Source organism: Spongiibacter marinus (assembly GCF_016906995.1).
Classification (GTDB): Bacteria; Pseudomonadota; Gammaproteobacteria; order Pseudomonadales; family Spongiibacteraceae; genus Spongiibacter; species Spongiibacter marinus.
Window position 1 is genome coordinate 84,243 of sequence record NZ_JAFBBD010000007.1, and the last position, 23,705, is coordinate 107,947.

General features: G+C 51.0%; 16 protein-coding genes and 1 tRNA gene. 8 read left to right on the forward strand and 9 right to left on the reverse strand.

The features are described from left to right. The first annotated feature begins 56 nt into the window (after positions 1-56). The 5 genes from HNR64_RS11790 (at position 57) to HNR64_RS11810 (ending at position 6,739) form a co-directional block, all read left to right on the forward strand. Positions 57-2,462, forward strand: a complete 2,406-nt coding sequence (locus HNR64_RS11790) for a Mu transposase C-terminal domain-containing protein (RefSeq protein ID WP_204996652.1) — start codon at positions 57-59, stop codon at positions 2,460-2,462. A gap of 2 nt (positions 2,463-2,464) precedes the next feature. Then, a complete protein-coding gene (locus tag HNR64_RS11795; RefSeq protein ID WP_204996653.1) occupies positions 2,465-3,538 on the forward strand; it encodes an ATP-binding protein in 1,074 nt (357 codons plus the stop codon). Between the two features lie 9 nt (positions 3,539-3,547). Continuing rightward, the gene (locus HNR64_RS11800; RefSeq protein WP_204996654.1) at positions 3,548-4,846 is read left to right on the forward strand and encodes a TniQ family protein; all 1,299 of its coding nucleotides are present in this window, start codon (positions 3,548-3,550) and stop codon (positions 4,844-4,846) included. A 104-nt stretch (positions 4,847-4,950) separates the two neighbouring features. After that, the gene (locus tag HNR64_RS11805) at positions 4,951-5,574 is read left to right on the forward strand and encodes a hypothetical protein (protein ID WP_204996655.1); all 624 of its coding nucleotides are present in this window, start codon (positions 4,951-4,953) and stop codon (positions 5,572-5,574) included. Position 5,575: 1 nt separating this feature from the next. Beyond that, on the forward strand, positions 5,576-6,739 hold the full coding sequence (locus tag HNR64_RS11810) for a helix-turn-helix domain-containing protein (protein WP_204996656.1): 1,164 nt from the start codon (positions 5,576-5,578) through the stop codon (positions 6,737-6,739). Between the two features lie 16 nt (positions 6,740-6,755). On the opposite strand, the gene HNR64_RS11815 is transcribed toward HNR64_RS11810, so the two are convergent. The 7 genes from HNR64_RS11815 to HNR64_RS11845 all read right to left on the reverse strand — a co-directional run bounded on the left by HNR64_RS11815 (position 6,756) and on the right by HNR64_RS11845 (position 16,603). Then, on the reverse strand, positions 6,756-9,959 hold the full coding sequence (locus HNR64_RS11815) for an RNA-dependent RNA polymerase family protein (RefSeq protein WP_204996657.1): 3,204 nt from the start codon (positions 9,957-9,959) through the stop codon (positions 6,756-6,758). 55 nt (positions 9,960-10,014) lie between these two features. Then, positions 10,015-10,923, reverse strand: a complete 909-nt coding sequence (locus HNR64_RS11820) for a Kiwa anti-phage protein KwaB-like domain-containing protein (RefSeq protein ID WP_204996658.1) — start codon at positions 10,921-10,923, stop codon at positions 10,015-10,017. Further along, on the reverse strand, positions 10,913-11,482 hold the full coding sequence (locus HNR64_RS11825; RefSeq protein WP_204996659.1) for a hypothetical protein: 570 nt from the start codon (positions 11,480-11,482) through the stop codon (positions 10,913-10,915). The genes HNR64_RS11820 and HNR64_RS11825 overlap by 11 nt, the downstream gene beginning before the upstream one ends. Continuing rightward, entirely contained in the window at positions 11,475-13,454 is a 1,980-nt protein-coding gene (locus HNR64_RS11830; protein WP_204996660.1) for an N-6 DNA methylase, read from the reverse strand. The genes HNR64_RS11825 and HNR64_RS11830 overlap by 8 nt, the downstream gene beginning before the upstream one ends. 25 nt (positions 13,455-13,479) lie before the next feature. Next, a complete protein-coding gene (gene hsdR, locus HNR64_RS11835; protein ID WP_204996661.1) occupies positions 13,480-15,867 on the reverse strand; it encodes an EcoAI/FtnUII family type I restriction enzme subunit R in 2,388 nt (795 codons plus the stop codon). 14 nt (positions 15,868-15,881) lie between these two features. After that, a complete protein-coding gene (locus HNR64_RS11840; RefSeq protein WP_204996662.1) occupies positions 15,882-16,100 on the reverse strand; it encodes a helix-turn-helix domain-containing protein in 219 nt (72 codons plus the stop codon). A gap of 426 nt (positions 16,101-16,526) precedes the next feature. Then, a tRNA-Ile gene (locus tag HNR64_RS11845) sits at positions 16,527-16,603 on the reverse strand. 169 nt (positions 16,604-16,772) lie between these two features. On the opposite strand from HNR64_RS11845, the gene HNR64_RS11850 reads away from it, so the two are divergent. From HNR64_RS11850 to HNR64_RS11860, 3 genes are read left to right on the forward strand one after another with little or no spacing between them, the layout of a single operon-like run. After that, on the forward strand, positions 16,773-18,641 hold the full coding sequence (locus tag HNR64_RS11850) for an adenylate/guanylate cyclase domain-containing protein (protein ID WP_204996663.1): 1,869 nt from the start codon (positions 16,773-16,775) through the stop codon (positions 18,639-18,641). 20 nt (positions 18,642-18,661) lie between these two features. Then, on the forward strand, positions 18,662-19,033 hold the full coding sequence (locus HNR64_RS11855) for a response regulator (protein WP_204996664.1): 372 nt from the start codon (positions 18,662-18,664) through the stop codon (positions 19,031-19,033). Next, a complete protein-coding gene (locus tag HNR64_RS11860; protein WP_204996665.1) occupies positions 19,030-21,258 on the forward strand; it encodes an ATP-binding protein in 2,229 nt (742 codons plus the stop codon). Before HNR64_RS11855 ends, HNR64_RS11860 begins: the two co-directional genes overlap by 4 nt. Before the next feature lie 4 nt (positions 21,259-21,262). Here the strand turns inward: HNR64_RS11860 and HNR64_RS11865 are convergent, their stop codons facing one another. After that, on the reverse strand, positions 21,263-21,793 hold the full coding sequence (locus tag HNR64_RS11865; RefSeq protein ID WP_204996666.1) for a hypothetical protein: 531 nt from the start codon (positions 21,791-21,793) through the stop codon (positions 21,263-21,265). Positions 21,794-21,854: 61 nt separating this feature from the next. After that, on the reverse strand, positions 21,855-23,642 hold the full coding sequence (gene rpoD, locus HNR64_RS11870; protein WP_204996667.1) for an RNA polymerase sigma factor RpoD: 1,788 nt from the start codon (positions 23,640-23,642) through the stop codon (positions 21,855-21,857). Positions 23,643-23,705 lie beyond the last annotated feature (63 nt).

Consider the following 23,705-nt stretch of genomic DNA (forward strand, 5'->3'; position numbering starts at 1 on the left):
TCGAGGCTTGGTTGCGCCTAGAGAAACGCGCATCCGGCCCCGGCGAGGGGATACCTATGCATACTGAAAATGAATTACACGACTACCTCTATCGTAGCGGCCACAACCTGTCGCTGGCTGCCATCGACTACATTCGCCAGAGCTGGATCAATCCATCAAGGATGGTGGGAGCTCATGCGCAAAGCAATGTAGTTTCCTTTGTGCCCAGCCGAAAACTAAATGGCAAAACCTACTCCACTGAGAGCCGCTCACCGGAACGCTCGTTCTTGACCCTGTGCGAGTTCGACGATGACGTTATTTGCGCCTTGGATCAGCCCGATCCAATACAGATACAACAGACTATCAAGAACGGGATCAAACGCTGGGGAGGTTACACCCCAGATGCCCTGATCCTCACCCGGAATGGCCCGAAGGTTGTGGAAGTAAAAGCATCTACTGAGGTGAACGAGTTTCTTGTCAGTAAAGCAGAAGACTGGAAACGCTATGAGTCGGGTGAAATTGTGTTTGAGCCGGCACGGAAGGCCTTTGCCGAACTGGGTCTTGAGCACGTGGTGTATGCGTACAGCCAGGAGGATCGATTTCTGGTTGAGAATTTGGATCAGTTGCTCCTCTCCAGAACGCACGAAGCCGAGTTGGTTCTGGATGAGGAGCGATTAACCAAGCTGATGCACAATGCATTCGCGATGACGCTTCATGATCTAAGGGTAAAGTTAAAGCTCAAAGATATGACGCCGCTCATCCACGCCATTGATCGAGGGCTGTTGGCCGCCGATTTGAAGCAGCACCGGTTAGCCGATTCCAGAAACTGTCTGGTTTCTTTGAATGAAGACCTGCTTGACCACGCTATTGAGCTGCGTAACAAGCAACGGGTGTACTGGGATGGATTGTCTGAGCACAGTGACTTAACGCTGATACCGACCTTAGAAGCCGCAGAGAAAGCTATCACCAGGTTAGACAAAATAAAATCCGAGCGCTCCAGCCGCAGCATCCGCCGCTGGAAGCATCAACTCAGAATCGGGCAGGAGAATAACCTGACTGAATTTCAATCGCTGATCCCGATGATACATCTTCGCGGAAACCGTAACCGCAAGATTCCCGCAGTCGTCGATGAGCTCTTAATGGAGTTCCTAATGGGCACTTACATTCACGAGCAGGGCTTATCCATATACAGGGGGTACATGCGCTACAAATCCCTGGCGCTGGATACTCACCCGCAGTTTCGACCTGTCTCGCGCCAAACCTTTACGACCCGTCTTGAGCAGATCCCCGGTGAAGTGATTGGCGAAGCCAGAGGTGGTAAGCGCAAGCGCAATGCGATGGGTGCACCAACTGACCCAGAAAAGCGCGGGTTAAAGGCCAGTATTCCCTGGCAAAGGGCGGCAATTGACCACTACCTTGCCGATATTTATCTCGTGGTGTTTACCCGCACGGGTGAAGTCTATGTAGAGCGTCCTTGGGTAACGGCCATGGTGGATCTTGCCACGTCCAAAATTCTGGGGTTATCCATCTCGTTCAGCTCCCCATCGCGTCGGTCTGTAGCCAAGGTCATGCGTGACTGTGTGCGCAGACACGGCAAACTGCCGAGAGAAATCATCGTAGACCGAGGTCCAGACTTTAAGTCGGTATACCTGGCATCCTTCATGGCCCACTACGGCTTGATACTCAGCCTGCGTCCGTCTGGATACCCGCAATTTGGCGGGGAAATGGAGGGCTTCTTTGGTGAGTTTGTGAAGCAGTGGCTATGCCAACGCCCCGGCAACCTGGCTGATTACAAAGAAGTGCGCTCCGTTGATGGCAGCAAGGCACCGAAGAAAGCCGCGATACTCCAGCCGGTGGATTTCTATCAGGAACTTTGGGCATTTTGTGAATGGCGCGAAAACAAATGCCGGGGAACGGGAGCCAATTCAATCGAGGTCGCTTTTATGGAGGGGGCCGAGCTGTATCCCTTCTATGCCAAATCCATTAACTACGATTCTGAGTTCATCACCGTGACTGCTGTGGAAACTAAGAAGTACAGCTTTAGTTACCAGCGCGGCATCAACATCAAAAACATCTGGTACTACTCCCCGGCATTACGCAAGCTGAATGGTCGCAAGAAAAAGGTGGATGTGCGGCTCGACCCGGAGAATCCCAACCTGATTTTTGCGCGGGTAGAGGATAAATGGGAGCCCTGCTATAGCTCCGGTATCAACGCATATTCGGCCAAATGTGCAGTTCACCAGCTTGTGGAAGGCATGATCAAGCATGAGGCGTTTGGCCTCAGAGAAAAAATCAGTGAGCAACATGACCTAGAGTTGGTCAGAAAGATTCGTGAACTGGATGAGTTCAAGGAGCAGACCAAAACCACCCCAGTGCTGGAGGTGCCCATTCCCGAGGGTGAGCCGGATAACACCGAAAGTCTATTCAGCCAATTAGCCAACGCCACAGTGCGCCCCATCAACATTCAGCAGTGGAGTGCTTGATCATGGATGAGTTGAATAACATCGATATTACCCGCGTTACGAACCTCAACTTCAAAATTCCCCATCGAAACTGGAAGCAGGCCTTTGCAGAAGCCTTTGTGCTGATGACCACGGCCATGCCGGGAGAAGTCATTTCTATTGTAGGGCCGACCCGAGCAGGCAAAACCGAACTACTCAGGCAATTGGGAGATGCCGTCTGTGGTGTCGGGCATGGACAGGGCGACGAACAACCGATCGTCTCAATAGAGTTGGTCAACGATGACGCCCATGCACGCTTTACCTTCCGATCCTTTATCTTGCAGGCATTGGAGATTGTGCGGCACCCCTTTTATTCATCGTGCTTTGCCGATGGCTGGGGAGATGCCACCGTGGAATCCCGCATTGAACGAGCTCGCGAGAAGACCTTGAACCGGGCGCTTATCAGAGCGCTGATTCAACGTAAGACGCGATTTTTGATCATCGATGAAGCCCAACACATGCGCTACGTGAGCAAACAAACCATGGCTGCCGTGGGTGTGATGGATGCCCTGAAGTCCATGGCTAAGAAAGCCAACGTGGTATTAGTGATTGCGGGCACCTACCCGATTCTGGAGGCAATTAACCGCTCTTCGCACCTGGAAGGCCGTAAGTACGATATCCACCTGTCCCGGTACCATCAAACCGAACATGATCTGGCGGAGTTTCTATGGATATTAACGAACTATGATGCAGTGTTAGAGCTAGACAAATCCCTGCCCAGCCTGGTGGACTGCGCCGAGCTGCTGTATCAAGGCACCTTCGGGTGTATCGGCCTGGTGAGAGCCTGGCTGTACCATGCCTCAGCCTTAGCTGCGACTCGCCAGAAAAAGGTCGATCTTGCACTGATCAAGGAGACCATGAAATCCCCGATGCAGTTGTACTCCATTGCCGACGAAATCCTAACCGGTGAAACCACGCTAGGTATTTCGCCTTGCTCCGCGTTGAAATCGGCTGTTGAAGCGGAAGCGCCAAGAATAGCAACCGGTAAAAAACGCAAACCAGGAGCCAAACCGTTTCAGCGCAAAGCCAAGCGGTTTGAGGCCGAGAACCGGGTATGAGGTGATGCAATGATTAAACTGTTCTCGCTGCCGATACTTGGGCAAGGGACGGCAGACGTCGAGTCGCTCTCGTCCTACGTCCTGCGGCTGGCATATGAACACGGTGTCTCTGCTGGTACTTTGCTGTCCGGTATCTTCGAGGCATCAGGCCAGAGTGGGCGTACAGCCCGCCCTGGCCTTGGGGGCCGCACAGGGATTGAAACCCTTTCGCGAGTGAATGCCTTTTCTAAGCGATTGCGGGTCCAATTGTCTGAGGCTATGGGTCAGGATCTGTTCTGCTGGCCACTGCATTTTCTGGATAAACAGGTCTATCAGATCAGTACCGAGATTGGCGGATTCCGCTGGTGTCCGGAATGCTTTGCAGAGATGTCACAGGTGGGTGCACCGCGCTATATCAAACAGCTCTGGCACATGGCCGCAGTGATTCATTGCCCGTTGCACAGAACGCCTTTAGTCGGCACTTGCCCAAATTGTGGGAGTGAGCAAGTTTTCATGCACGTTGATACTTGCATTGGCTGGTGTGGGAAGTGTGGACATTCGTTGGCAGAAAGGGCGAAAACCCTGACTGCTGATGATATACAGCCATCATGGGCGTGCATGTCTCATGACCTGCTAGACGTATTCTCGAAGGCTGCTCGGGCAGGCCAAAGCGAGACGAGCTTTGGCTCTTGCAAGATGTTTGTCGCTGACCTGTTGAATGAATTCACGGAGAGCATGAAATCAGATGACAGCATGCCGCCTGATCTTAAGCTCTTGATGGCTGAGTATGCACGCAATCAACATAGGTTCTGGCGACTGATCACCGTGAGGCGATTGGCTTACCTGCTGAATGTATCTCTCTATGACTTACTGTCTTCCAACTACCGGGCGATACAGTTGCCCTATAAACCTTCGACGCTAAAAGAGCTGCCTACTCAGATCAAACCGCGTAAGAAAGTCGTCAGGAATCACAAGCAGGAATACCAAAAGATAGTAGCGATTATCGAAACGCAGCCGATCCCACCAAGCCTGAAGCGCCTGGCAAGGTTGGCAAACGTGTCGGTGGGTTACATGGAATACCGGTTTCCGAGCCTGGTGCGGCAAGTGGTTGAGAAATCGCAGGCTTACCAAAAGCGGGAACAGTTGACCAGGCGCTACCGCGCCCAGGCTGCGGCACTCCAGTTCTTTATTGCGGAGCGCTATTCGGACCACACCCGGTCTCGCAAAGAGGCGTATCGGGTGCTAAAGGAGGAAACAGGACTACCCAAGTGGGTGCTGAAGAATGCCATTCAGACCGCATACGGGGTGATACAGGTGGGAGCCGGGTAATCTACCAGTAGATTCAGAGGGGAGGATGGATGCTCTTCTTGTTTTTTCTCCTCATTTGAGGTATAAAAACCAGAAGACTTAAGCTTCATCCCGGAGAAAGCTGAATGAACGACCAACTACACACTGAAGAAAATGCCCTGGATCGGTTATCCCAGCTGGGTATCCCGATGGCAGCGCTTACAGAGTCTGTATGGCAAGGTTACCTTTTACGATCTCGCACAACGAGTAATCACCCAAGAATAGCCCGCGGGTTCTTTATGTGGGCAGAAGCCGTAGCCGTGTTGAGAGAACAGCTTATCCCCCATGGTTGGGTCAAAGAGGATAAAGGCAACTACGAACTATCGGTAAACCAGAAAGCAGGTTTGGCCATCGTCGTTACTACTGGCGATGAAGCAACCGGCATGATCGGGGCGACGCCTTCAAATAAGTGCCCTAAGGGTGTGAACACGGCTGAAGCCGTTGAAACGAACAATCAGCTGGACATGTTCAGTGAGCTATTACCTGCAATTGAAGAAGTTCAAGGCCTTACAACCTGGGTATTGCTGATGCATTTAGCTACTGATGAAGTGCGTTGCGAGCTCTCCCTGCCATCCAGCATTTCCAACGGCAAAATCAATGGCTGGAAAGAGCGCATTATTTTACCGAGCATGCCGTTGGATGATGATTCAATCGAAATTCAAGCACCTGATTTGCCGGATATAGAAGTACCTATCAAGAAGAAGGCATAACATGTTTAACAATACTCGTTTTGCTCTCGCGCGAAAGCGCCGAGGGCTAACAAAGCGGGCATTGGCGAAAGAAGTGGGTGTAACAGATCGGTCGATTACTGCTTATGAGAGCGGTCAAACCGTGCCTGAAAGCCAGACTATTGAAAAGATCGCGAACGCACTTCGTTTTCCGGTCGAATTTTTCTTTGCTGATGACGTAGAAGAGCTACCTGTTGAGGTGGCTAGCTTTCGTGCGCTTACCAAAATGACTGCTGCCCAAAGAGACATTGCGCTTTCTGCGGGATCTGTTGCGTTACTTTTGAACCAATGGATTGAGAACAAGTTTGATTTGCCTGTGCCGGATTTTCCAGAGGATTACAGAATCTCTTTGGATGAAAGGGCAAAAAAGGATAAAGGTCAGCAATCGTCTGAAGGAGACCAATACCCAAGCGGGGGGCATGGCAATGACCCGGAAGCGGCCGCTGAAATGCTCCGCCGCTACTGGGATTTAGGTGAACTTCCAATCAAAAACATGATCGCACTGCTTGAAGCTAAGGGTGTGCGTGTCTTCTCGCTATCTGTTGATGCCAGAGAAGTTGACGCCTTTTCCATGTGGTATGGCGACATTCCTTTTGTGTTTCTCAACACCAAGAAAACAGCAGAACGTTGCCGTTTTGATGCGGCACATGAACTCGGCCATTTAGTTATGCATCGTCACGGTGCTCCCCAAGGGCAAGAAGCTGAGAAAGAGGCTAATGCCTTCGCGTCGGCCTTTTTAATGCCGCGCAGGAGTGTTCTGGCAAATGCGCCGAGATCGGCGACTTTAAAAAGTCTCGTCTCTCATAAAAAATACTGGAATGTTTCTGCCGCCGCGCTTAACTATCGGCTTCATTCTCTCAACCTGACAACCGACTGGACCTATCGAACGCTATGTATTGATCTAGCCAAACTAGGGCGGGATCATGAGCCGGAGCCGTCACCTTTTGAGACTTCGCAAGTGCTCAAAAAGGTATTTGCTAGCTTGCGAGAGGACGGTATTTCCAAAGCCGATGTTGCGAGAGAACTGCTCATCCAGCCGGAGGAGCTGGACGAGCTTACTTTTGGTTTGATGTTGAACGTCTTGAGCGGAAGATCACACAGTAATATCTCTCAAAATAAGCGACCAAGTTTAAAGCTGGTGACTTAGCCTCAGAAGAATCTTACTACTTGGGCGGCAGCTTTCGCCTGTCGCCCAATATTCTAAATCCTTCGGGCACTGGTTTAAATTTGTCGCCTTCTTCTGGCCAGCGTTTAGCGCGACTTTGAAATCCTCTGAGTGCTGCAATATCCAAGGTCGCAGCAACCACGAAGTCATTGTCCCCACCTCTAAGTCTGGCAATATCCCGCAGGAAGCTCTCTTTGGCAGGTGATCGAACGCGGCTATCGCCATACTTTCGGTTGTTTACCAATATGGTGTAAGCATGAACATCCAGTGCAGCGGATTCGATCAGGGATGCGAAAGTATCCAGATCCCTGTTCCAACTGAGCACCATAAGGGCATCAACTGCACCCTGGAAACGAATTCGTGCCTTGCTGTTTTGCAGTTCTGAGCAAACCATGACACTAAAGTTAACGCCGTTATGAATATAAATTGGCTTCGGTGATTTTTTAGAAAGATCCCACTCCTTGCCAAATTTCACCGTGAGGTCTTTGTCTTCGCCAACGGCTGGCTCAAGCTTGGGTTGCCATATTTTTACAAAGGTTGGATAGCCGAGTCGGTTATCTGCCAAAACCAAGGCGGCCTCACTCAAAATCTTGTTTCCTCCGCTATGCCGATATTCCGTTCCTGCAATTAAACTAATACCCGCCGCACTAAGTCTGGCGGCAATGCTATTCAGCCAGCGCAACGGAATTGAAAGCTCTGGGAAAAGGACGTAATCCGGCCTCGGATTCAGCTTTAATACATCGTTAACCAATTTGGATATTTTCTGGTAACGCTTGCGGCTTAAATTCGGTTTATTGCATGCGGTAGCCGCCCAATCGCTGTCTTCGGTACGCAGGTTGGTTAATGCAACCACCACCTTGTCTTTACTGTCAGTGCCAATTTTCAGATACTTTTTGCGTCGCTTTGCTTTCTTCTCGTTGGCGTCTTGTTCCGCTGCAAGAAGAGTGGGTTTTATCCAAACGCCACGCAAAACTTGAGTATATTTAGCCCATGTTACTGCTGGGCTGAAGCCTGGAGTTTTGCCTGAAGCGGAAGGCAAGCCAACACATTCGGGGGCTAGTTCCGATATTTCAGCCGGAGATAGAGGTCGAGTGGGGAAAAGATAAGGCAGGTAGCTGTCATTTTTCTTCTGCCCTCTGGTTACCTTGCCTAATCTGGTTTTGCGTGTAGAGTTGATAAACCGTTCAAATATCTCCACGTCGAGAAGCTCGGCGTTGCCGAGCAACTTCAGAATTTGCTTCTCTTTCTTAGTATCACGTTTACCAACCAGCTTCTCAGCAGACTGGCTATTCAAAATGTACTTATAAGCCTCTTTCGCAAGATCTGCTGACGCAACAAGCGGTGCTTTATTTTCGAAATCAGCCACATCAAAGCGCAAATCCAGCAGCGTCTCAAAATCAGTTAGAGTTGCCACAATTTGATTCAGAAAGAGATCTGCTAAGCGCTTCTTCTTGCTTGAACGTTCTCCCAGAAATAGTTTGCTGGGATCATGGTAGCGAGTGGCTGCATCAATAAACAGCCAAGTTAAAGTACCTTTGATATAACCCCAAAGGTCTTTTAATACTTTAGCATCGCATCCGTTAATACGAACCGTTTTTCCTCTGCCGACCTCAGAAGCTAAGGTATCGATCGCTCGATAGGACTTCACTGCTATTTGCTCAGCCTGCTCCCATTCATTCATGCTGATTGCAAAGCCGAGTAGTCTTGGTAAGTAGTTAAAATGTGCAAAGAGATTGTCTGCCCGCAATATATGGTTATGGGCAAACTGATAAAATTCCTCGCGCTGCTCCTTCCATTGATTTGGTGGCAGATCCCGAGCCAGGGTTTCAACATGACGCAGCTGTAGTGACCATCCTAGCCGACGAATAGTCAAGCCATCGGCCCGACGCAATGTATCTGCATTTTCGCCCACGTTTCCCGCAGCAGAGAGCACCTTGGCTGCCGTCGAGTGCTCTAATTGATCTGGCGACGGCATTAGACGGTGCTCGCTGGAAAGTTCGTATATCTCCTTTTCGATGCTGTCCAGTAGGTCAAGGCCTGCGCGCCCTTGTAATACAAATAACTTTTGCTTGTCAGACTGAAGCGATATTCTGGTCTCGCCTTGGATATCAGATCCCTGATTAATCTCCCAAACCTTATCGCTCTTGGCGTTCTGTGAAATGTAGTTTTCGCCCATTCTGAACTGAACCATGTTCATCAGATCTAGGCTATTGGTGATCGTGCCCGTATCACGCAGTACCAAGAACATATCATCTACATAGCGGCCATAGTGAATCGGCGCTAGTTTTTCCAGAACAAGCTTGTCCCACCTGTGAAGTAAAGCATTGGAAATAACACGGCTGCACGTCAGGCCGATCACCAATCCTCCGTTTATCTTAGCTTTCTTGCCCCCAACGGATTGGCCGAATTTTTCTGCACCTTCAGCCCAGCCGCATAGAAAACTTGCGAGTTGTTCGGTAAAGGCCTTCTCTTCAACTGTCAGCTCCAGATCAAGTGCTTCAAGTAACGCTGTACCAGAAATCGCCATCGGGTCAATAAAGTGGTAGTAGCTCTTCAAGTCGAGAGAAACCGCAATTACGTCGCGATCCTTTTCCAGCTCATCACGAATGGCTTTTAATCCATCGCTTCGCCACTTTTGATAGGGCTGAAAATAGGGTACAAACGAGCCAATGGAGCTAATATGGAATGGCTTATCATCGTTCTCTGCGAATAGTTCATCGTTTCGGATGCGCTTTAGCCGGGCGCCATAGCAGCTATCATCGAGCTTGGCATCAAACTTGTGGCCAACCATGTTGATCCACAAGGCTGAAATGATATGAGTATCGACCGGAAAGTCACCCACAATCCGGAATTCAGGCGTTACATCGTAATTTTTGAATAGGCTTTCGACTGCCCGTTCAGGTTTGGAGAAATGTACATGACCATTTTCACTGCGATCTGGCTTTCTATCAGTTGATAGTTTCTTTGGTAGTAATCGAAAATCTCCAAGCAACTCTTCGTCGTCTTCAAAGCCTGAGTTGTTCTTCAATCGGTCTAGCAGGCCATTTAGGTTTGCCAGCAAGTCTTGTTCGTATTCTGCAAACTTAATCGCGGTGGGGAAGGTGTTTTCGAAAAAACAGTCGGCTTTGGCTTTTCGGTATGCGACGAGCAGATCTTCAATTCCGATCGAATGCCAACCATCGAATACTGCTTTATAAGGCATTGTTGTTCTTCCCCAATCAGAAACTCTCAAGGAGTCGGCGTCTTGCGCTTAAGTATCAAAGATACTGTTTCGAGTTTGTCAGGCACTTCCTTTTCGTCAACGGAGCAGTGACGTAATCCTCGTCTAGAAACCTAATCAGCTCCTTAAATTGCTTCTTATCGCTTGGTATCAGAAGCTTACCGTCGTCAGTTACTTTAATACTTATATGATGCTCTTCTGGAAGCTCTGCATTGAAGTTATTGGCGACAGTTTGAATATCGGTGACGGTTATATCTTTTAGAACTTCATTTTTCTGAAGTAAGGCGATCTTCTTGCGGATGATGGAATCAGCGTGGTCTTTAAAGCTTGCTTCGTCCTCAAAGGCGAACAGCTCGGTATCGGCAAAGGCGTCTAGGTCAGTATCGGTGGCTTCACGGTAATAGTCGGCCAAGTCTAGAAAGCGTTTGGTGTTGTGGTAGGAAGTGAAATGCAAAGTGCTATTACTGAAACTGGCAGTGAGCTTGTCTTGCAGTATCAGGCCGGGCTCTTCAAGGCGTTTGTAGGTATCTCCGGCATGAATGGGAAGTCCAACCAACGTCCAGCGATTAGAAAGCAGTTTTCCCGCATCAAAAACCTGAAAGTTGACAGTTTTGTTTACGGCTGTCCATGTACCGCTAAACAAAGCTTTTATTCTGTGCGTCTCGGTATCAAGGTTTAAAACAGGGCTGGTCAGTGGATTACTAATGGCTTGCCCAATTTCGGGAGGTAGTGGGTAGTTAGAAATGGTGAATATTTCACCTTCATCGACATTGTAGCTGCCGGTAAACTCAATCGGCTGTTTGTCGCTCAAAAGCGCAGCTTGTTGCCCTGCGAACAATTGCATTAGTTCGGCGCTGAGTGGTGCTGTCAGTGGGATGCGACGGATGGGAGTGTTGTTGTCATCGACCATTGCAAAGAGGTTGGTTGGGTTATTGCTATTTGGCATGATTGGCATCCAGGATCATGTATTCAGTCAGTTGCACCACCTGCGAAACATTCTTGCAGTCAGTAATGTTCTGGCGAGTGATCAGCACATAGGTGATATCGCCGTCAATTGTTACCTCATAAAAGTGGTAACCAAAAAATCCCAGCAAGGGATTGAAATGGTAGGCGTGGGAGTTGTACACAATAAAAAAGAAGATCACCGCGATAAACACCAGCACCGGAACACTGATGGTGTTTTGGCTCTGGTTGATTAGCGGCAGCAGGTAGACCAGAAGAAATCCGACAATCTCTTTATCCACGGTCTTCACGGCCTTAATTTTGACAGGTAAGCGCTCCAGGCCATGTTGCGATGCTGCCAGCCAAACCAGCGCAAAGCACAGTACGCTCAGTATCAATGCAGCAAGCAAATAGCTGCCTCCAGCCATCCAATGGGCGACAACATTATCTGACCACGGCAGCGTGGATTTCCACGCATTGCTAAGCTCAACAAACCACAGAGTGAGAAAAATCGGCGCTAAAGAGGTGGAAACTAACGCTAGTTTGGCTGCTTTATTAAGCATAATCCATCCAGTCAGTGTCTATTATTTCGCTAATAATTGTTTTAATCATTGATTCTGAATCAGTCACGGACTTGGCGAGTGTGTTACGCAGTTTTTCGCATTTTTCCATTAGAACGACCAATCTATTTTGATCTTCAATTGACGGCAAAACGACCTTGATCTGTTTGATGCTGCCAATCGAAAGCGTGACATTGGCCATTCCTTTCATTAGAGGGACCACAACATCATCTTTAAAGTTGTTCAGATAAAAATATAGATACTTCGCAGATACGACTGAAGGATCGTTCGGTATTGCTGCTGCCAATATGTTCCCTAACGCAAATTTACCATGCTGATAGTGGATTCTTTTAATTGAGGCATGGCCATGACCCGTCGATGAAACTATTGGTATACATACAGCTTCACAATCCAGTTGATATTCATTGTGCCATTTTCTTTCCTCTCCGGTCGTAACTAAAGGATAGTCGCCTGGTATGGCCTTCGTGATGCCTGTTTGACCCTTCTCCACCTTGCATATCTGACCTAGCTCAACAATTGTTGAGTTGGTTAGCTTAAAGTATGAATCGAATATATCTTTAACTTCGTCAGAAATCTCTTTCAGGTCTTCATTTATCGTATCGATATAATCTTTCGCTGACCCCTCATTTGATCTCACTCGAGTCGGGTTTTTGATGTCTAGATCAAATTGTCTTTCCTTGATCTCGTCGATAGATACCCGCCATGAATAGTCTCCCTCAGTGCGCTTATTCCACCACTTCCGAATTGCAACAAAATCTTCATTGCTAATCGGCTTTGTTTTTGAATAAGCTTTTATATCTGGCGGGCAAACATGTTGGTAATACCAAATCTCTTTTGTGGGGCTTCCTTTGGTAAAAAAAATGAGATTTGTAGCAACTGTGGCGTATGGCTTGAAAACAGAATTGGGTAGTCTAATAATCGTGTGGACATTGCAGTCATCAAGCAGCTTTTGGCGAATACGCTGCTTAACACCATCACCGGTGAGTGAGCCGTCAGGCAATACAATGGCGGCCCGGCCACCCTCCTTGAGCAGTTGAATTATCAAAATTAGAAACAGGTCTGCCGATTCCTTGGTGCGGAAGGTTTGCGGGAAATTATTTTCGTTATTGTTCGAGACGACGCCACCAAAGGGCGGGTTGGCAATGATTACGTCCACTCTATCTTTATGCGTATATTCGCTTAAAGGCCGCTGCAGTGAGTCGCCGAATTGAATATTGGGAGTAACAATGTCATGCAAAATCAGATTTGTATTGGCTAGCATGTAGGGCAGCGGCTTGTATTCCCAGCCACGAACATTATGGCCAATGGCTTCGCGCTCTTTAACATTTCTGGCGGATGCTTTTAAATGCTCTATTGCTGCTGTTAAAAATCCCCCGGTTCCGCAAGCGGGGTCGAGTATAGTTTCATTATGTGTGGGATTGACCATCTCTGTCATAAATTGAGTAACAGCGCGCGGTGTGTAGAATTCGCCCAAGGTGCCTGCGCTTTGCAATTCACTCAAAAAGGTTTCGTAAATTTGCCCGAACAAGTGAAGGTCTTTGCTGTTATTGAAGTCAATCTCATTCAGCTTGTTGATTACCTGGCGAAGGTGGATTCCAGATTTCATGTAGTTGTAGTTGTTGGCAAAAACCTCATGAACAAGCACGGCACGACGATTTGCAGTAGATAGGTCAATCTCGGACAGCGTGGGGAATAATTTGCGATCTACAAACTGCAACAACTCATCGCCTGTCATGCCTTCATCGTCACCTGCCCATTCATCCCAGTGCAACTCAGGTGGGATGGGTGAAGAGTAGTTGTCGTCCATCAGCTCCAGCTCTTTGTCTTTATCGCTGAAAATTTTCAGAAACAACATCCAGCCCAATTGCAGAATGCGCAGTTCGTCGCTGCCCGTGCCGGTGTCCTGGCGCATGATGTTGCGGGCTGTTTTTACGATGCCTGATACGTTTGCCATTAAATCATTACTCTTTTTTTAAACATCAAGCCGCTTGATAAAGGGCTTTTTCTAACTGGGTTAATGCATGCAAATATTGAGACTTGCCGCCAAACAAGTTGATGATTTCTGTTGGGGTTCCGAATTGGTCAAATGGATTAACTTTGAGCACTTTGATATCTTCAATGTTTTCGATACCTTCGTCGGCATATTTGTCCAGTAGGGCTTCCAACACTCTTCGTGCTTGGTCGCCGTACTGGGTGAACACGTCGCGTTTTTTAACCTGTTTTGCGCGTTCAGCGCGAGTGAGTGGTGGCTGGTCGAAAGCGGTATGACAGATCATGTCGAATATATCCATTTCTTTGCCAATGGCTTCCTTCAGGTTCTCTAGCACAATTCCTTGTTCGGTGAGCTCATCAATGATTGCCTGCTTCTTATCGGAGCTATGCCATTTATTGAGAAAGTCGTTCAATGTATGGTACTGTTCACGCACTTTTTGGCGTGTGTAATCTTTCAAGCTGCCAGTGATCAGTTTGCCATTACCATCCATGTACTGAATCCGCTCGTTCAATACAGCGACATTAACACCATTGACGTAATATTTTGGGCGTGGTTCGTTGATGATGTCGCCACCATCAATAATGGGCGGAGCTCCTTGGGGTGGCTCGAAGATGATTTCCTCCCCTTCATCACCTCGGATGGTTTCGCCTTCTCCCAGTTCCTCTTCCGGAGTTTCAAACTCATCGTCGTCACCGAGTTCTTTTACTCGTACTGGATCGCCGTCGAACGCAGGATCTGCAAACAGATCGGTGACATTGCGAAAATCAAGAATAGTAAAAAAGGTTTTTCCGAATTCCTCATTGATACGGGTTCCACGACCAATGATCTGCTTGAATTCGGTCATGGAGCCAATATTGCTGTCGAGTACAATCAACTTGCAAGTTTGCGCATCCACCCCAGTTGTCATCAATTTGGAGGTGGTCGCAATCACTGGATAGGTTTCTTCCGGGTTGATGAAGTTGTCCAGTTCGCGTTTACCTTCCTCGTTGTCACCGGTAATTTGCATGATGTACTTGGGGTTTTGTGCCATTAGATCGGCGTTGGCGTTCGCTAGTGCAGCCCGCATTCGCTGGGCATGGTCGATGTCCACACAGAACACGATAGCTTTGTCGAAACGGTTAGTCCGTTTCAGGTATTCGGTGATTTTGTTGGCTACTGCGGCGGTGCGCTCGTCGATCACTAGGTTTTTGTCGTAATCCCTGCGATTGTAGATACGGTCATCCACCAGCTGGCCATTTTTATCAGTTTTTCCTGCTTCAGGTCGCCAGCCTTCCAGATCGACATTCAACCCCACGCGCAGCACCTTGTAGGGAGCGAGGAAGCCGTCCTGTATGCCTTGCTTGAGTGAGTAGGTGTATATTGGATCGCCGAAGTATTCGGTGCTGGAAACTGTCTCGGTCTCTTTTGGTGTCGCAGTCAGGCCGATATGGGTAGCGGTGTTGAAGTAGTCGAGAATCTCGCGCCAAGCACTATCTTCCGAGGCGCTGCCCCGGTGGCATTCGTCAATAACGATGAGGTCAAAAAAATCCGGGCTGAATTCTCGATAGGCGTCTTTGTCTTCATCGTAATTAGTGAGCCCTTGATAGAGGGCAAGGTAAATTTCATAGGACTTATCTATTTTCTTATGCTTGATAACTGTCATTTTGTCTTTGAAATGACGAAAATCGCCGCGTCGAGTCTGGTCAATCAGTGCGTTGCGGTCGGCAAGAAATAGAATGCGTTTCTTTGCTCCAGACTTCCAAAGTCGGTGGATGATCTGGAAAGCTGTGTACGTTTTACCGGTACCGGTAGCCATGGTGAGCAGGATACGTTGCTGTCCTTTTGCGATAGCTTCTACCGTGCGGTTAATGGCGATTTGCTGGTAATAGCGTGGGCTGCGGCTGGTACCATCGAAAAAATAATCTTGAGCGATTATCCGCTCTGCGTCAGGCGTTTCAATGCCCTTGTATTGCTTGTAGCGCTTCCACAGTTGGTCTGGCGAAGGGAATTCATGCAAGGTGAGTTCACGTTCGACATTACCACTGGACGCAGTACGATCATGCTCATAAAAACCATCACCGTTGCTGCTGAAAACCATGGGGATATCCAGAATCGTGGCGTAATCCAATCCTTGTTGGATTCCAGACATTACTGAGTGGGTATTGTCCTTGGCCTCGATCACTGCAACAGGAATGTTTGGCCTGTAATAGAGGATGTAATCCGCTCGTTTGCGTTTTCCGCGCACTGACAGATTTCCCTTTACGTAAATACGCCCGTCAGTGAAGCCGACTTCTTCCCGCACTTGTTTTTGTAGATCCCAGCCAGCTTTTTCTAGAGCAGGAGTAATAAACTTTGTGCAGATGTCGCGTTCTGACAATCTCTTTTTATTGGTCATCTCCACTCCTTTGGCTAGGCTGATGCCTGGTTATTAGTTGAACGCTCAAGCAAATCGCCAACATCACAGTTGAACAACACACAAAGCTTATCAAGCGCCTCCAGATCCACTTTCTGGGCCGTTTCTTTGTAGAGCAGAGTTACCGTGGCACGGCTTAGCCCCGTTTCTCTGGCAACGTCGGCAATACGCATCTTGTGCTCGCCCATCATGCGGGCGAGATGGCAGCGGATCATGGCTGTGCCTCTGGCTGGTAATCAAGTTATCAGAATACCAAAGGAGCATACCATGACTTTGATATTTGCCTAGCATTCTGTGAGTTGAAGTTGAATTATGTGGGGTTGGTTTTTAAAAATAGGATAAAGAATTTCCAAATTACGCGGAGTTACGCGCCATATGCGTAATTACGCAAACCATGCGTAATCGTGCGTAATTTATATTTCACGGCAGAATAGTGGGAGGCAAGAGTCGCGTGGTAATGCGTACAGGCACTATCGCAGGCGCAGGTTTAGGTTGCTGTGAATAGGTGCTGAGAGGAGGTTGTTGCGAGAGGGTTTTGCTATTTGGCGTGCGGCCAATTCTGCTTACCTATGGAAGCATAACCTGGCCAAAGCGGCCACATTATGGTTTCAATACCACTTGCCTAAAGAGATTGGAAAGGATGGTGGGCCCGGACAGACTTGAACTGTCGACCTGCCGATTATGAGTCGGATGCTCTAACCAACTGAGCTACGGGCCCTAGGAAGGTGGTTGCCAAGCCGCCTTTGATGCCGGCTTTTGACCAAGCGCGCATTATAAAGAGGCCTTGTCTGCAATGCCAGCGACAGTCGTGCGCTGGCGTTATTCTCTGTGTAATTTTACAGCGGTGCTGCCATAATTGGCCTAACCACGCTGGCGCGGAGTCTATTTTGAAAGATCAACAACGCATAGAGAAGGCGTACCTGGACGATGTTCGCCAAAGCTTGTATGCCTCTTTGGCGGCGATGCGCAGCCGCTTGTCCTCGGTGGTTGCTGAGTTGCAGGGCCAGCCCGATGTGCTGGCAGATCTGGAGCGAGTGGTCGGTGCTCTGCAAGCGCTGGAGGCTTCCCTCAGCGCTGCTGGCGAACACGATGACGACACTGCATTGGCGAGGCTTCGCCACGACCAGCGCAATCATATCGGCGTGGTTGAAGGCTACCTTGAAATTGTATTGGATGACTTGGCCGACGATGCACCGCAGGCAGTGGCATTGCGAGAAATTGCTGACTTATCCCGACAATTCCATGTAGCGCTGGAAAAATTCCGCCGCCCCAACCAGCAAAGCGATGATACGGATCCGGTCTCGGCAATATTTAAGAGCTTTCGCCGAGGTTTGTCGTCAGGGCCGCGGAGCGCCGAGCCGGCGACGATTTTGGTGGTTGATGATAACGACAGTGGACGAGAGCTTATCGCACAGCAATTGCAGCGCCAGGATTATCTGGTGGTGGAGGCGGCGAGTGGCGAGCGCTGCCTGGAGGTTATGCGCAGCGCCAGGCCTGACCTCGTGTTACTGGACCTGGTGATGCCGGGCTTGAATGGCTACGAGGTACTGCAGGCAATTCGCGATGATGAGGAGCTGCGACGCATTCCGGTGGTGGTGATCAGTGGTGTGCAGGATGAAGTTGGCGCGATTCATTGCATCGATGCTGGCGCCAGTGATTACCTGATCAAGCCCGTTAATGCCACGCTGCTGAACGCCAGGGTGTCGGCACTGCTGGAGCGCAAGGCCTGGCAGGATCGCGAGCGGGAGTATCTTGCCGAGCTGGAGAAGAGCCAGCGGTTTATCCGCAAAGTCTTTGGCCGCTATTTATCTGATGAGATCGTTCAGCGCCTGCTGGATGACAACGATGGGCTGACACTGGGTGGCGAGCGTCGCCGTGTGACGGTGTTGATGGCTGACATTCGCGACTTTTCCACCATTAGTTTGCAGTTGGAGCCGGAGCGCTGTGTAAGCCTGCTGAACAACTATCTGGCGGTGATGACTGAGGTGATCCAAGCCTATCGCGGCACGGTGGATGAGTTTGTTGGCGATGGCATTCTGGCCGTTTTCGGCGCGCCGCTGCGGGAAGATGACGACGCCGACCGAGCGCTGGCCTGCGCAGTGGCCATGCAGCAGGGAATGGCTAAGGTGAATGCGCGCAATGTGGCCGAGGGCCTGCCCGCGATTGAAATTGGCATCGGCTTGAATACCGGCGATGTTATTGCGGGCAATATCGGTTCCGAGTTGCGCAGTAAGTACGGTGTGGTGGGGCACAATGTGAACCTGACCTCGCGTATTGAGTCTTGCACGGCTGCTGGCCAGATCCTCGCATCGCCCAGCACCCTGGCATTTAGCCGTGTTGAAGTACTGTGCGGCAAGCGCATTAGCGTATCGGTGAAGGGGCTCGATGAGCCGTTGGAGCTCAGCGAAGTGCTGGGTGTTGGCCTGCCTTATGACCTGTTGCTGGAGGGCAGAGACGAGCCCTGGCACCGGTATGCGCAACCGATAGCAATGCATATGAGCGTGCTGGTGGATAAGCGTTTGGGGGCTGAGCGCCTCCCGGTAAGCCTGCACGCTTGTCGCGATAATGCGCTGTTAGTGGCCTGCGATACAGCGTTGCAATTGCCGGTCGATGTCTGTTTGTTTGGTCCCGACGATACGCTCTCTCTGTACGGCAAGATTGTCGGTCAAGAGGCGGGAAACTACGAATTAAGAATGACCGTTAACCCCAGTTTGCACGCGCAGTTGTTGGCGCTGGATAGCCGCGACGCTAAGTAAGCCGATTAAAGAGATGTGATATGGCCACCCTGTTGTTGGTAGAAGACAATGAAATGAACCGGGATATGCTGAGCCGGCGTTTGCAGCGTCGCGGTTACGACGTATTGCTTGCGGTAGATGGCCAGCAAGGCATTGATATGAGCCGGGAGCATGGGCCGGACCTGTTGCTGTTGGATATGAGTTTGCCGGTTAAGGATGGCTGGCAGGTGGCCAGAGAAATGAAGGCCGATCCGGCGCTGCAGGGCATTCCATTAATAGCGCTCACAGCTCATGCCATGGCCGACGACCGGATGCGGGCAATGGAGGCCGGTTGTGACGACTACGATACTAAGCCGGTTGATCTGCCGCGTTTACTCTCGAAGATTGATGCCTTACTCGGGTCCGGCGAATGAGTTTTACACGCCGCCTGACCTTTTCATTCGTCGCAATTTTGCTGCTGTCTCTTGGCAGCGTACTCGTGCAGGTGTGGGGCAACGATAGCCGCCGCCGTAATGTCTGGCTGCTGCAAAGCGTGATCAATACCCAGGCAGAAATGAATGCCTTCAGCCAGCAGCTCTACGGCCTGCAGCGAAAAATGCGCGTGGTCGAAGCGCTTAATCAGTCTGCAGCCAACCAGCAATTGAGCGAAGATGAGCGCAACGAGATCTTGCAGGCCCTTGAGCAATTGCGCGCGTTGCAGCGCCAGCTTAGTCGCGACCTGAAGGAATTTATGCGGCCTGAGGATTTTGCGCCGCTGCGCGTGGATACGCTGCTGGATGGGTGGCAGCGCTATGTGATGGCGACAGAGCGCGGTGACCGCGATGCCGAGGCCCTGCAGGCCCCCAGTGAGTTGGCGGAGTATTACCTGCGCATCAGCCGTCAGCTGAGCGAAAACGAACTCCTGCTCCTTATTCGCTCTGATGAGATCAATGCCAAATTGAAGGACATTGTTAGCCTCACTAACAAAGTGGCGCTGGCGGTGTTTTTACTGGCACTGATCGTGACCTTCGTGCTCGGGTATTACATGACGCGCTATACCCGTCGCTCTATCCGCCAATTGCAGAAAGGGACCGCTGAATGGGGTAGCGGCAACTTTAACTACCGCATTGCGGATATGGGGCATGACGAATTCGGCCAGTTGGCAACCTCCTTTAACGAGATGGCGTCCAACCTGCGCAATGCCATGGCGCGGGTGCGCGAGGCCAGCCGTCGCGCCGATGCTGCAAACCAGGCGAAAAGCGGTTTTCTGGCGAATATGAGTCACGAGCTTCGCACGCCGATGAACGCGATTATTGGCTATTCGGAGATGTTGCTTGAGGAGATCGAGGACGACCCCCAGCTCCCGGCCGAGCAGCTTCAAGCGGATTTAGAGAAGGTGCAGCTGGCCGGTAAGCACTTACTTACGTTGATCAACGATGTACTGGATATATCCAAGATCGAGTCCGGCCGCATGGCGGTGTTTTGGGAGACGGTGGAACTCACCTCGGTGCTGCGCGATGTTGAGGTAACCGCTCAGCCATTGGTCGCAAAAAATAATAACCGCCTTCACTGCAGTTATCACGTCGAGGAAACACCGCTGCGCACTGACGTTACGCGCCTGCGCCAAGTGTTGCTGAATTTGCTGAGCAACGCTGCCAAGTTCACCCGCGGCGGCGATATTCGCTTGAAAGTCTGGGCTGAGCAAGAGGCGCCCGACGAGTTGTGCTTTGAAGTCTCTGACAGCGGCATTGGTATGAGTCAGGAGCAGTTGGAAAAAGTCTTCGACGCGTTTGTGCAGGCTGATTTGTCGACAACGAAACAATATGGCGGCTCAGGCCTGGGCTTAACCATTTCGCGCAAATTTGCCGAGCTGTTGGGCGGCAGCCTGAGTGCGGAGAGTCGCGAGGGGGAGGGCAGTCGCTTTTTGCTTAAACTGCCTGTTAACGGTGAGCAAAGCAGCGCGATGCAGGCGGCAGTGGTCGGTGAGGAATTGGCCGATGTGCTGGTTATTGATGACGACAGTAATACTCAGGAGATTGTTCGCCGCCACCTGCAGCGAGAGGGCTACGGTGTGCGCCTCGCTAGCTCCGGTGCAGATGGCTTGGCGCAGGCTCGCCAGCAGCGCCCGGACCTGATTGTACTCGATGTGATGATGCCGGTTATGGATGGCTGGCAAGTGCTGCATGCGCTGCGCAGCGACGCAGAGCTGAGCTCGGTGCCGGTGCTCATGCAGTCGATGTTGAACGAGCGCGACCTCGGCCTGCTGCTGGGGGCCAATGAGTATCTGGTGAAGCCTGTGGAGCGCGACGAACTGACGGCGGCGGTGCGCGAGCTGATTCCTGCGGGCGCGGCCGGGAACCTTATGCTGTTGGAGCAGGGCGGAGTGTTGGCGAAGGTGATCGCCAAGTCGCCAGGTGCGCAATATTGGCGAGTGTATCAAGCCGAGTCGGTTGAACAGGCTCGCAGTATGCTGGCGGAGCGGCCGTGGCAGTTATTTGTGGTGGGGCCACATGCCGACGAGCAAGGCGTTGGTGAGTTTTTGTCAGAGCTGCGAGGCGGTCAGTGGCGGTCTGTGCCGATTATGCTTGCGCGAACCGAAGAAGACACCAGTGTACTCGAGCAGCAGTTGGCACTTTATTTACGACGCGCGGGGCAGTAGGGCGTTATTGCAGCGACAGCTGGCGGAGCTTGTCCAAGGCCAATTGCAGGGCTTGAATTTCTTGCTCAAGCTGTTGCTGGCGCTGCTGAGAAATGTCTGCCTGCCGCTGGGCCTGCTCCAGCAAAATTCGAGCTTCAAGGGCATAGCCCAGTGCTTCAAACAACACGGTCTGTTCGTTCTGACGCCCGTTATGCAACACATTGAGCTGATCGAGGCTGCGGGTGGCGCGCGAGGTGCTGGCGCGTGGGTTGTCTTTGTTCAGGTAAAGCAGAGTTAGATAACTCAGTGCTTGCTGGCGGATGCGGGTGGCGTTACGCGGCTCATGTGCGAGGGTGCTGAGTTGGTCTTCGGCCACGTAAAAATGACCTTTGTTGACGAAGTTGATTGCGGTTTGCAGGGCCTCTTCCAGCTGCTTTACTTGCACTGCATGCTCATCCATAACTGGCGGAGCGGGTGCTTCTTCCGGCGTTGATCCGCAAGCGGTAATAGCGAGCGTCAGGCAAACGGTAACATGGCGTAATGTGCGAGCTAACATCGTTCTTCCGCTGTTTTCGGGGCTGACAAGGGCGGCTCGCAGGAGCCGCCGCTACAGAGCTTTACTCGTCGAGGAAGCTGCGCAGATGATCTGAGCGCGTAGGGTGACGCAGTTTACGCAGTGCCTTGGCTTCAATCTGACGAATCCGCTCACGGGTAACATCGAATTGTTTGCCAACCTCTTCCAGAGTGTGGTCGGTGTTCATATCGATACCGAAACGCATGCGCAGCACCTTGGCTTCGCGGGCGGTAAGCCCTGCCAATACATCTTTGGTTGCTTCGCGCAGGCCTTCACCCGTGGCCGAGTCTACCGGCGAGGAGATCGTGGTGTCCTCAATGAAATCGCCCAGATGCGAGTCTTCATCGTCGCCAATTGGCGTTTCCATGGAGATCGGCTCTTTGGCGATCTTGAGCACTTTGCGAACTTTATCCTCAGGCATTTCCATGCGCTCGCCCAGCTCTTCTGGGGTCGGCTCACGGCCCATCTCTTGCAGCATCTGCCGAGAAATACGGTTTAGCTTGTTGATGGTCTCGATCATGTGCACAGGAATACGGATAGTGCGCGCTTGGTCGGCGATTGAACGGGTAATCGCCTGGCGAATCCACCAGGTGGCGTAAGTTGAGAACTTATAGCCGCGGCGGTATTCGAATTTATCTACGGCCTTCATCAAGCCGATATTGCCTTCCTGAATCAGATCAAGGAATTGCAGTCCGCGATTGGTGTATTTCTTCGCGATAGAGATAACCAAACGCAGGTTTGCCTCAACCATCTCTTTCTTCGCGCGACGCGCTCGCGCCTCGCCGATAGAGATGCGACGGTTGATCTCTTTAATGTCGGAAATTGTCAGGTCCTGGCGCTCTTCAATGGCCGCAATGCGCGACTGGATGCGCGCCAGCGTCGGCTTGTAGTCGGCCAGTGCCGGGTATTTGCTGCTGTGCTCGTCCACCCAGTCAGCATTGGCTTCGTTGCCTTGGAAGCTGCGGATAAACTCCTTGCGATCCATGCCGACGTTTTTCACGCAGATCAGCATAATTTCTTTTTCGAGCGCGCGAATTGAGCTGAGCGTGGTGCGCACTTCTTCAATCAGCGGGTCGAACATGGAGGGCGTCAGTTTGAAGAACTTAAACAGTTCGCCCAGTGCCGCCAGCTCTTTCGCGGTTTGCTTGCTGTAGCGACCGTGTTTGGCGATGCTCTTCTCGACTTTGTCTTGCTGTTTTTGCAAGGCAGTGAAGCGGACGCGAGCCTCTTCTGGGTCGGGGCCAGAGCTGGTTTCTTCATCGTCATCGCTGGACTCTGCTGCGGCAGCGGCCTGCGCCTGCGGCGAGGGCACGTTGTCAGCGGGGTCGAGGTAGCCGCTCATGATATCGCCCAAGCGGCGCTCTTCGGCGGCAACTTTGTCGTACTCAGCCAGTACGCTTGGGACGATGCCTGGGTAGTAGGCCAGTGCGGCCATCACATCGCGGATGCCTTCTTCGATGCGCTTGGCGATAACGATCTCGCCTTCGCGCGTCAGCAGCTCGACGGTGCCCATTTCGCGCATGTACATGCGAACAGGGTCGGTGGTGCGCCCCGTTTCGGTTTCCACCGCGGCCAGTGCGGCGGCAGCTTCGGCGGCGGCGATGTCGTCAGAGGAGTCGCCGCCGGTCATGATCAGTGTGTCTTCATCCGGCGCATGCTCAAAGACCTGGATGCCCATGTCGTTGATCATCTGGATGATTTCTTCAACCTGATCCGGATCGGAGATGTCCTCGGGAAGGTGGTCATTAACCTCGGAATAGGTCAGGTATCCCTGCTCCTTGCCTTTGGCAATGAGTTGTTTGAGGCGCGATTGATGAGTGGAATCATTCATTCTTGCAAAATACTCGTAGGTGCAGGTGAAAAAACAGCCGCGTATTATACCTCAGCTGTATGG

Coding starts and splice junctions, on each gene's coding strand:
- HNR64_RS11790 (WP_204996652.1), top strand. CDS start 57: ATGCATACTGAAAATGAATTACACGACTACCTCTATCGTAGCGGCCAC.
- HNR64_RS11795 (WP_204996653.1), top strand. CDS start 2,465: ATGGATGAGTTGAATAACATCGATATTACCCGCGTTACGAACCTCAAC.
- HNR64_RS11800 (WP_204996654.1), top strand. CDS start 3,548: ATGATTAAACTGTTCTCGCTGCCGATACTTGGGCAAGGGACGGCAGAC.
- HNR64_RS11805 (WP_204996655.1), top strand. CDS start 4,951: ATGAACGACCAACTACACACTGAAGAAAATGCCCTGGATCGGTTATCC.
- HNR64_RS11810 (WP_204996656.1), top strand. CDS start 5,576: ATGTTTAACAATACTCGTTTTGCTCTCGCGCGAAAGCGCCGAGGGCTA.
- HNR64_RS11815 (WP_204996657.1), bottom strand. CDS start 9,959: ATGCCTTATAAAGCAGTATTCGATGGTTGGCATTCGATCGGAATTGAA.
- HNR64_RS11820 (WP_204996658.1), bottom strand. CDS start 10,923: ATGCCAAATAGCAATAACCCAACCAACCTCTTTGCAATGGTCGATGAC.
- HNR64_RS11825 (WP_204996659.1), bottom strand. CDS start 11,482: ATGCTTAATAAAGCAGCCAAACTAGCGTTAGTTTCCACCTCTTTAGCG.
- HNR64_RS11830 (WP_204996660.1), bottom strand. CDS start 13,454: ATGGCAAACGTATCAGGCATCGTAAAAACAGCCCGCAACATCATGCGC.
- hsdR (WP_204996661.1), bottom strand. CDS start 15,867: ATGACCAATAAAAAGAGATTGTCAGAACGCGACATCTGCACAAAGTTT.
- HNR64_RS11840 (WP_204996662.1), bottom strand. CDS start 16,100: ATGATCCGCTGCCATCTCGCCCGCATGATGGGCGAGCACAAGATGCGT.
- HNR64_RS11855 (WP_204996664.1), top strand. CDS start 18,662: ATGGCCACCCTGTTGTTGGTAGAAGACAATGAAATGAACCGGGATATG.
- HNR64_RS11860 (WP_204996665.1), top strand. CDS start 19,030: ATGAGTTTTACACGCCGCCTGACCTTTTCATTCGTCGCAATTTTGCTG.
- HNR64_RS11865 (WP_204996666.1), bottom strand. CDS start 21,793: ATGTTAGCTCGCACATTACGCCATGTTACCGTTTGCCTGACGCTCGCT.
- rpoD (WP_204996667.1), bottom strand. CDS start 23,642: ATGAATGATTCCACTCATCAATCGCGCCTCAAACAACTCATTGCCAAA.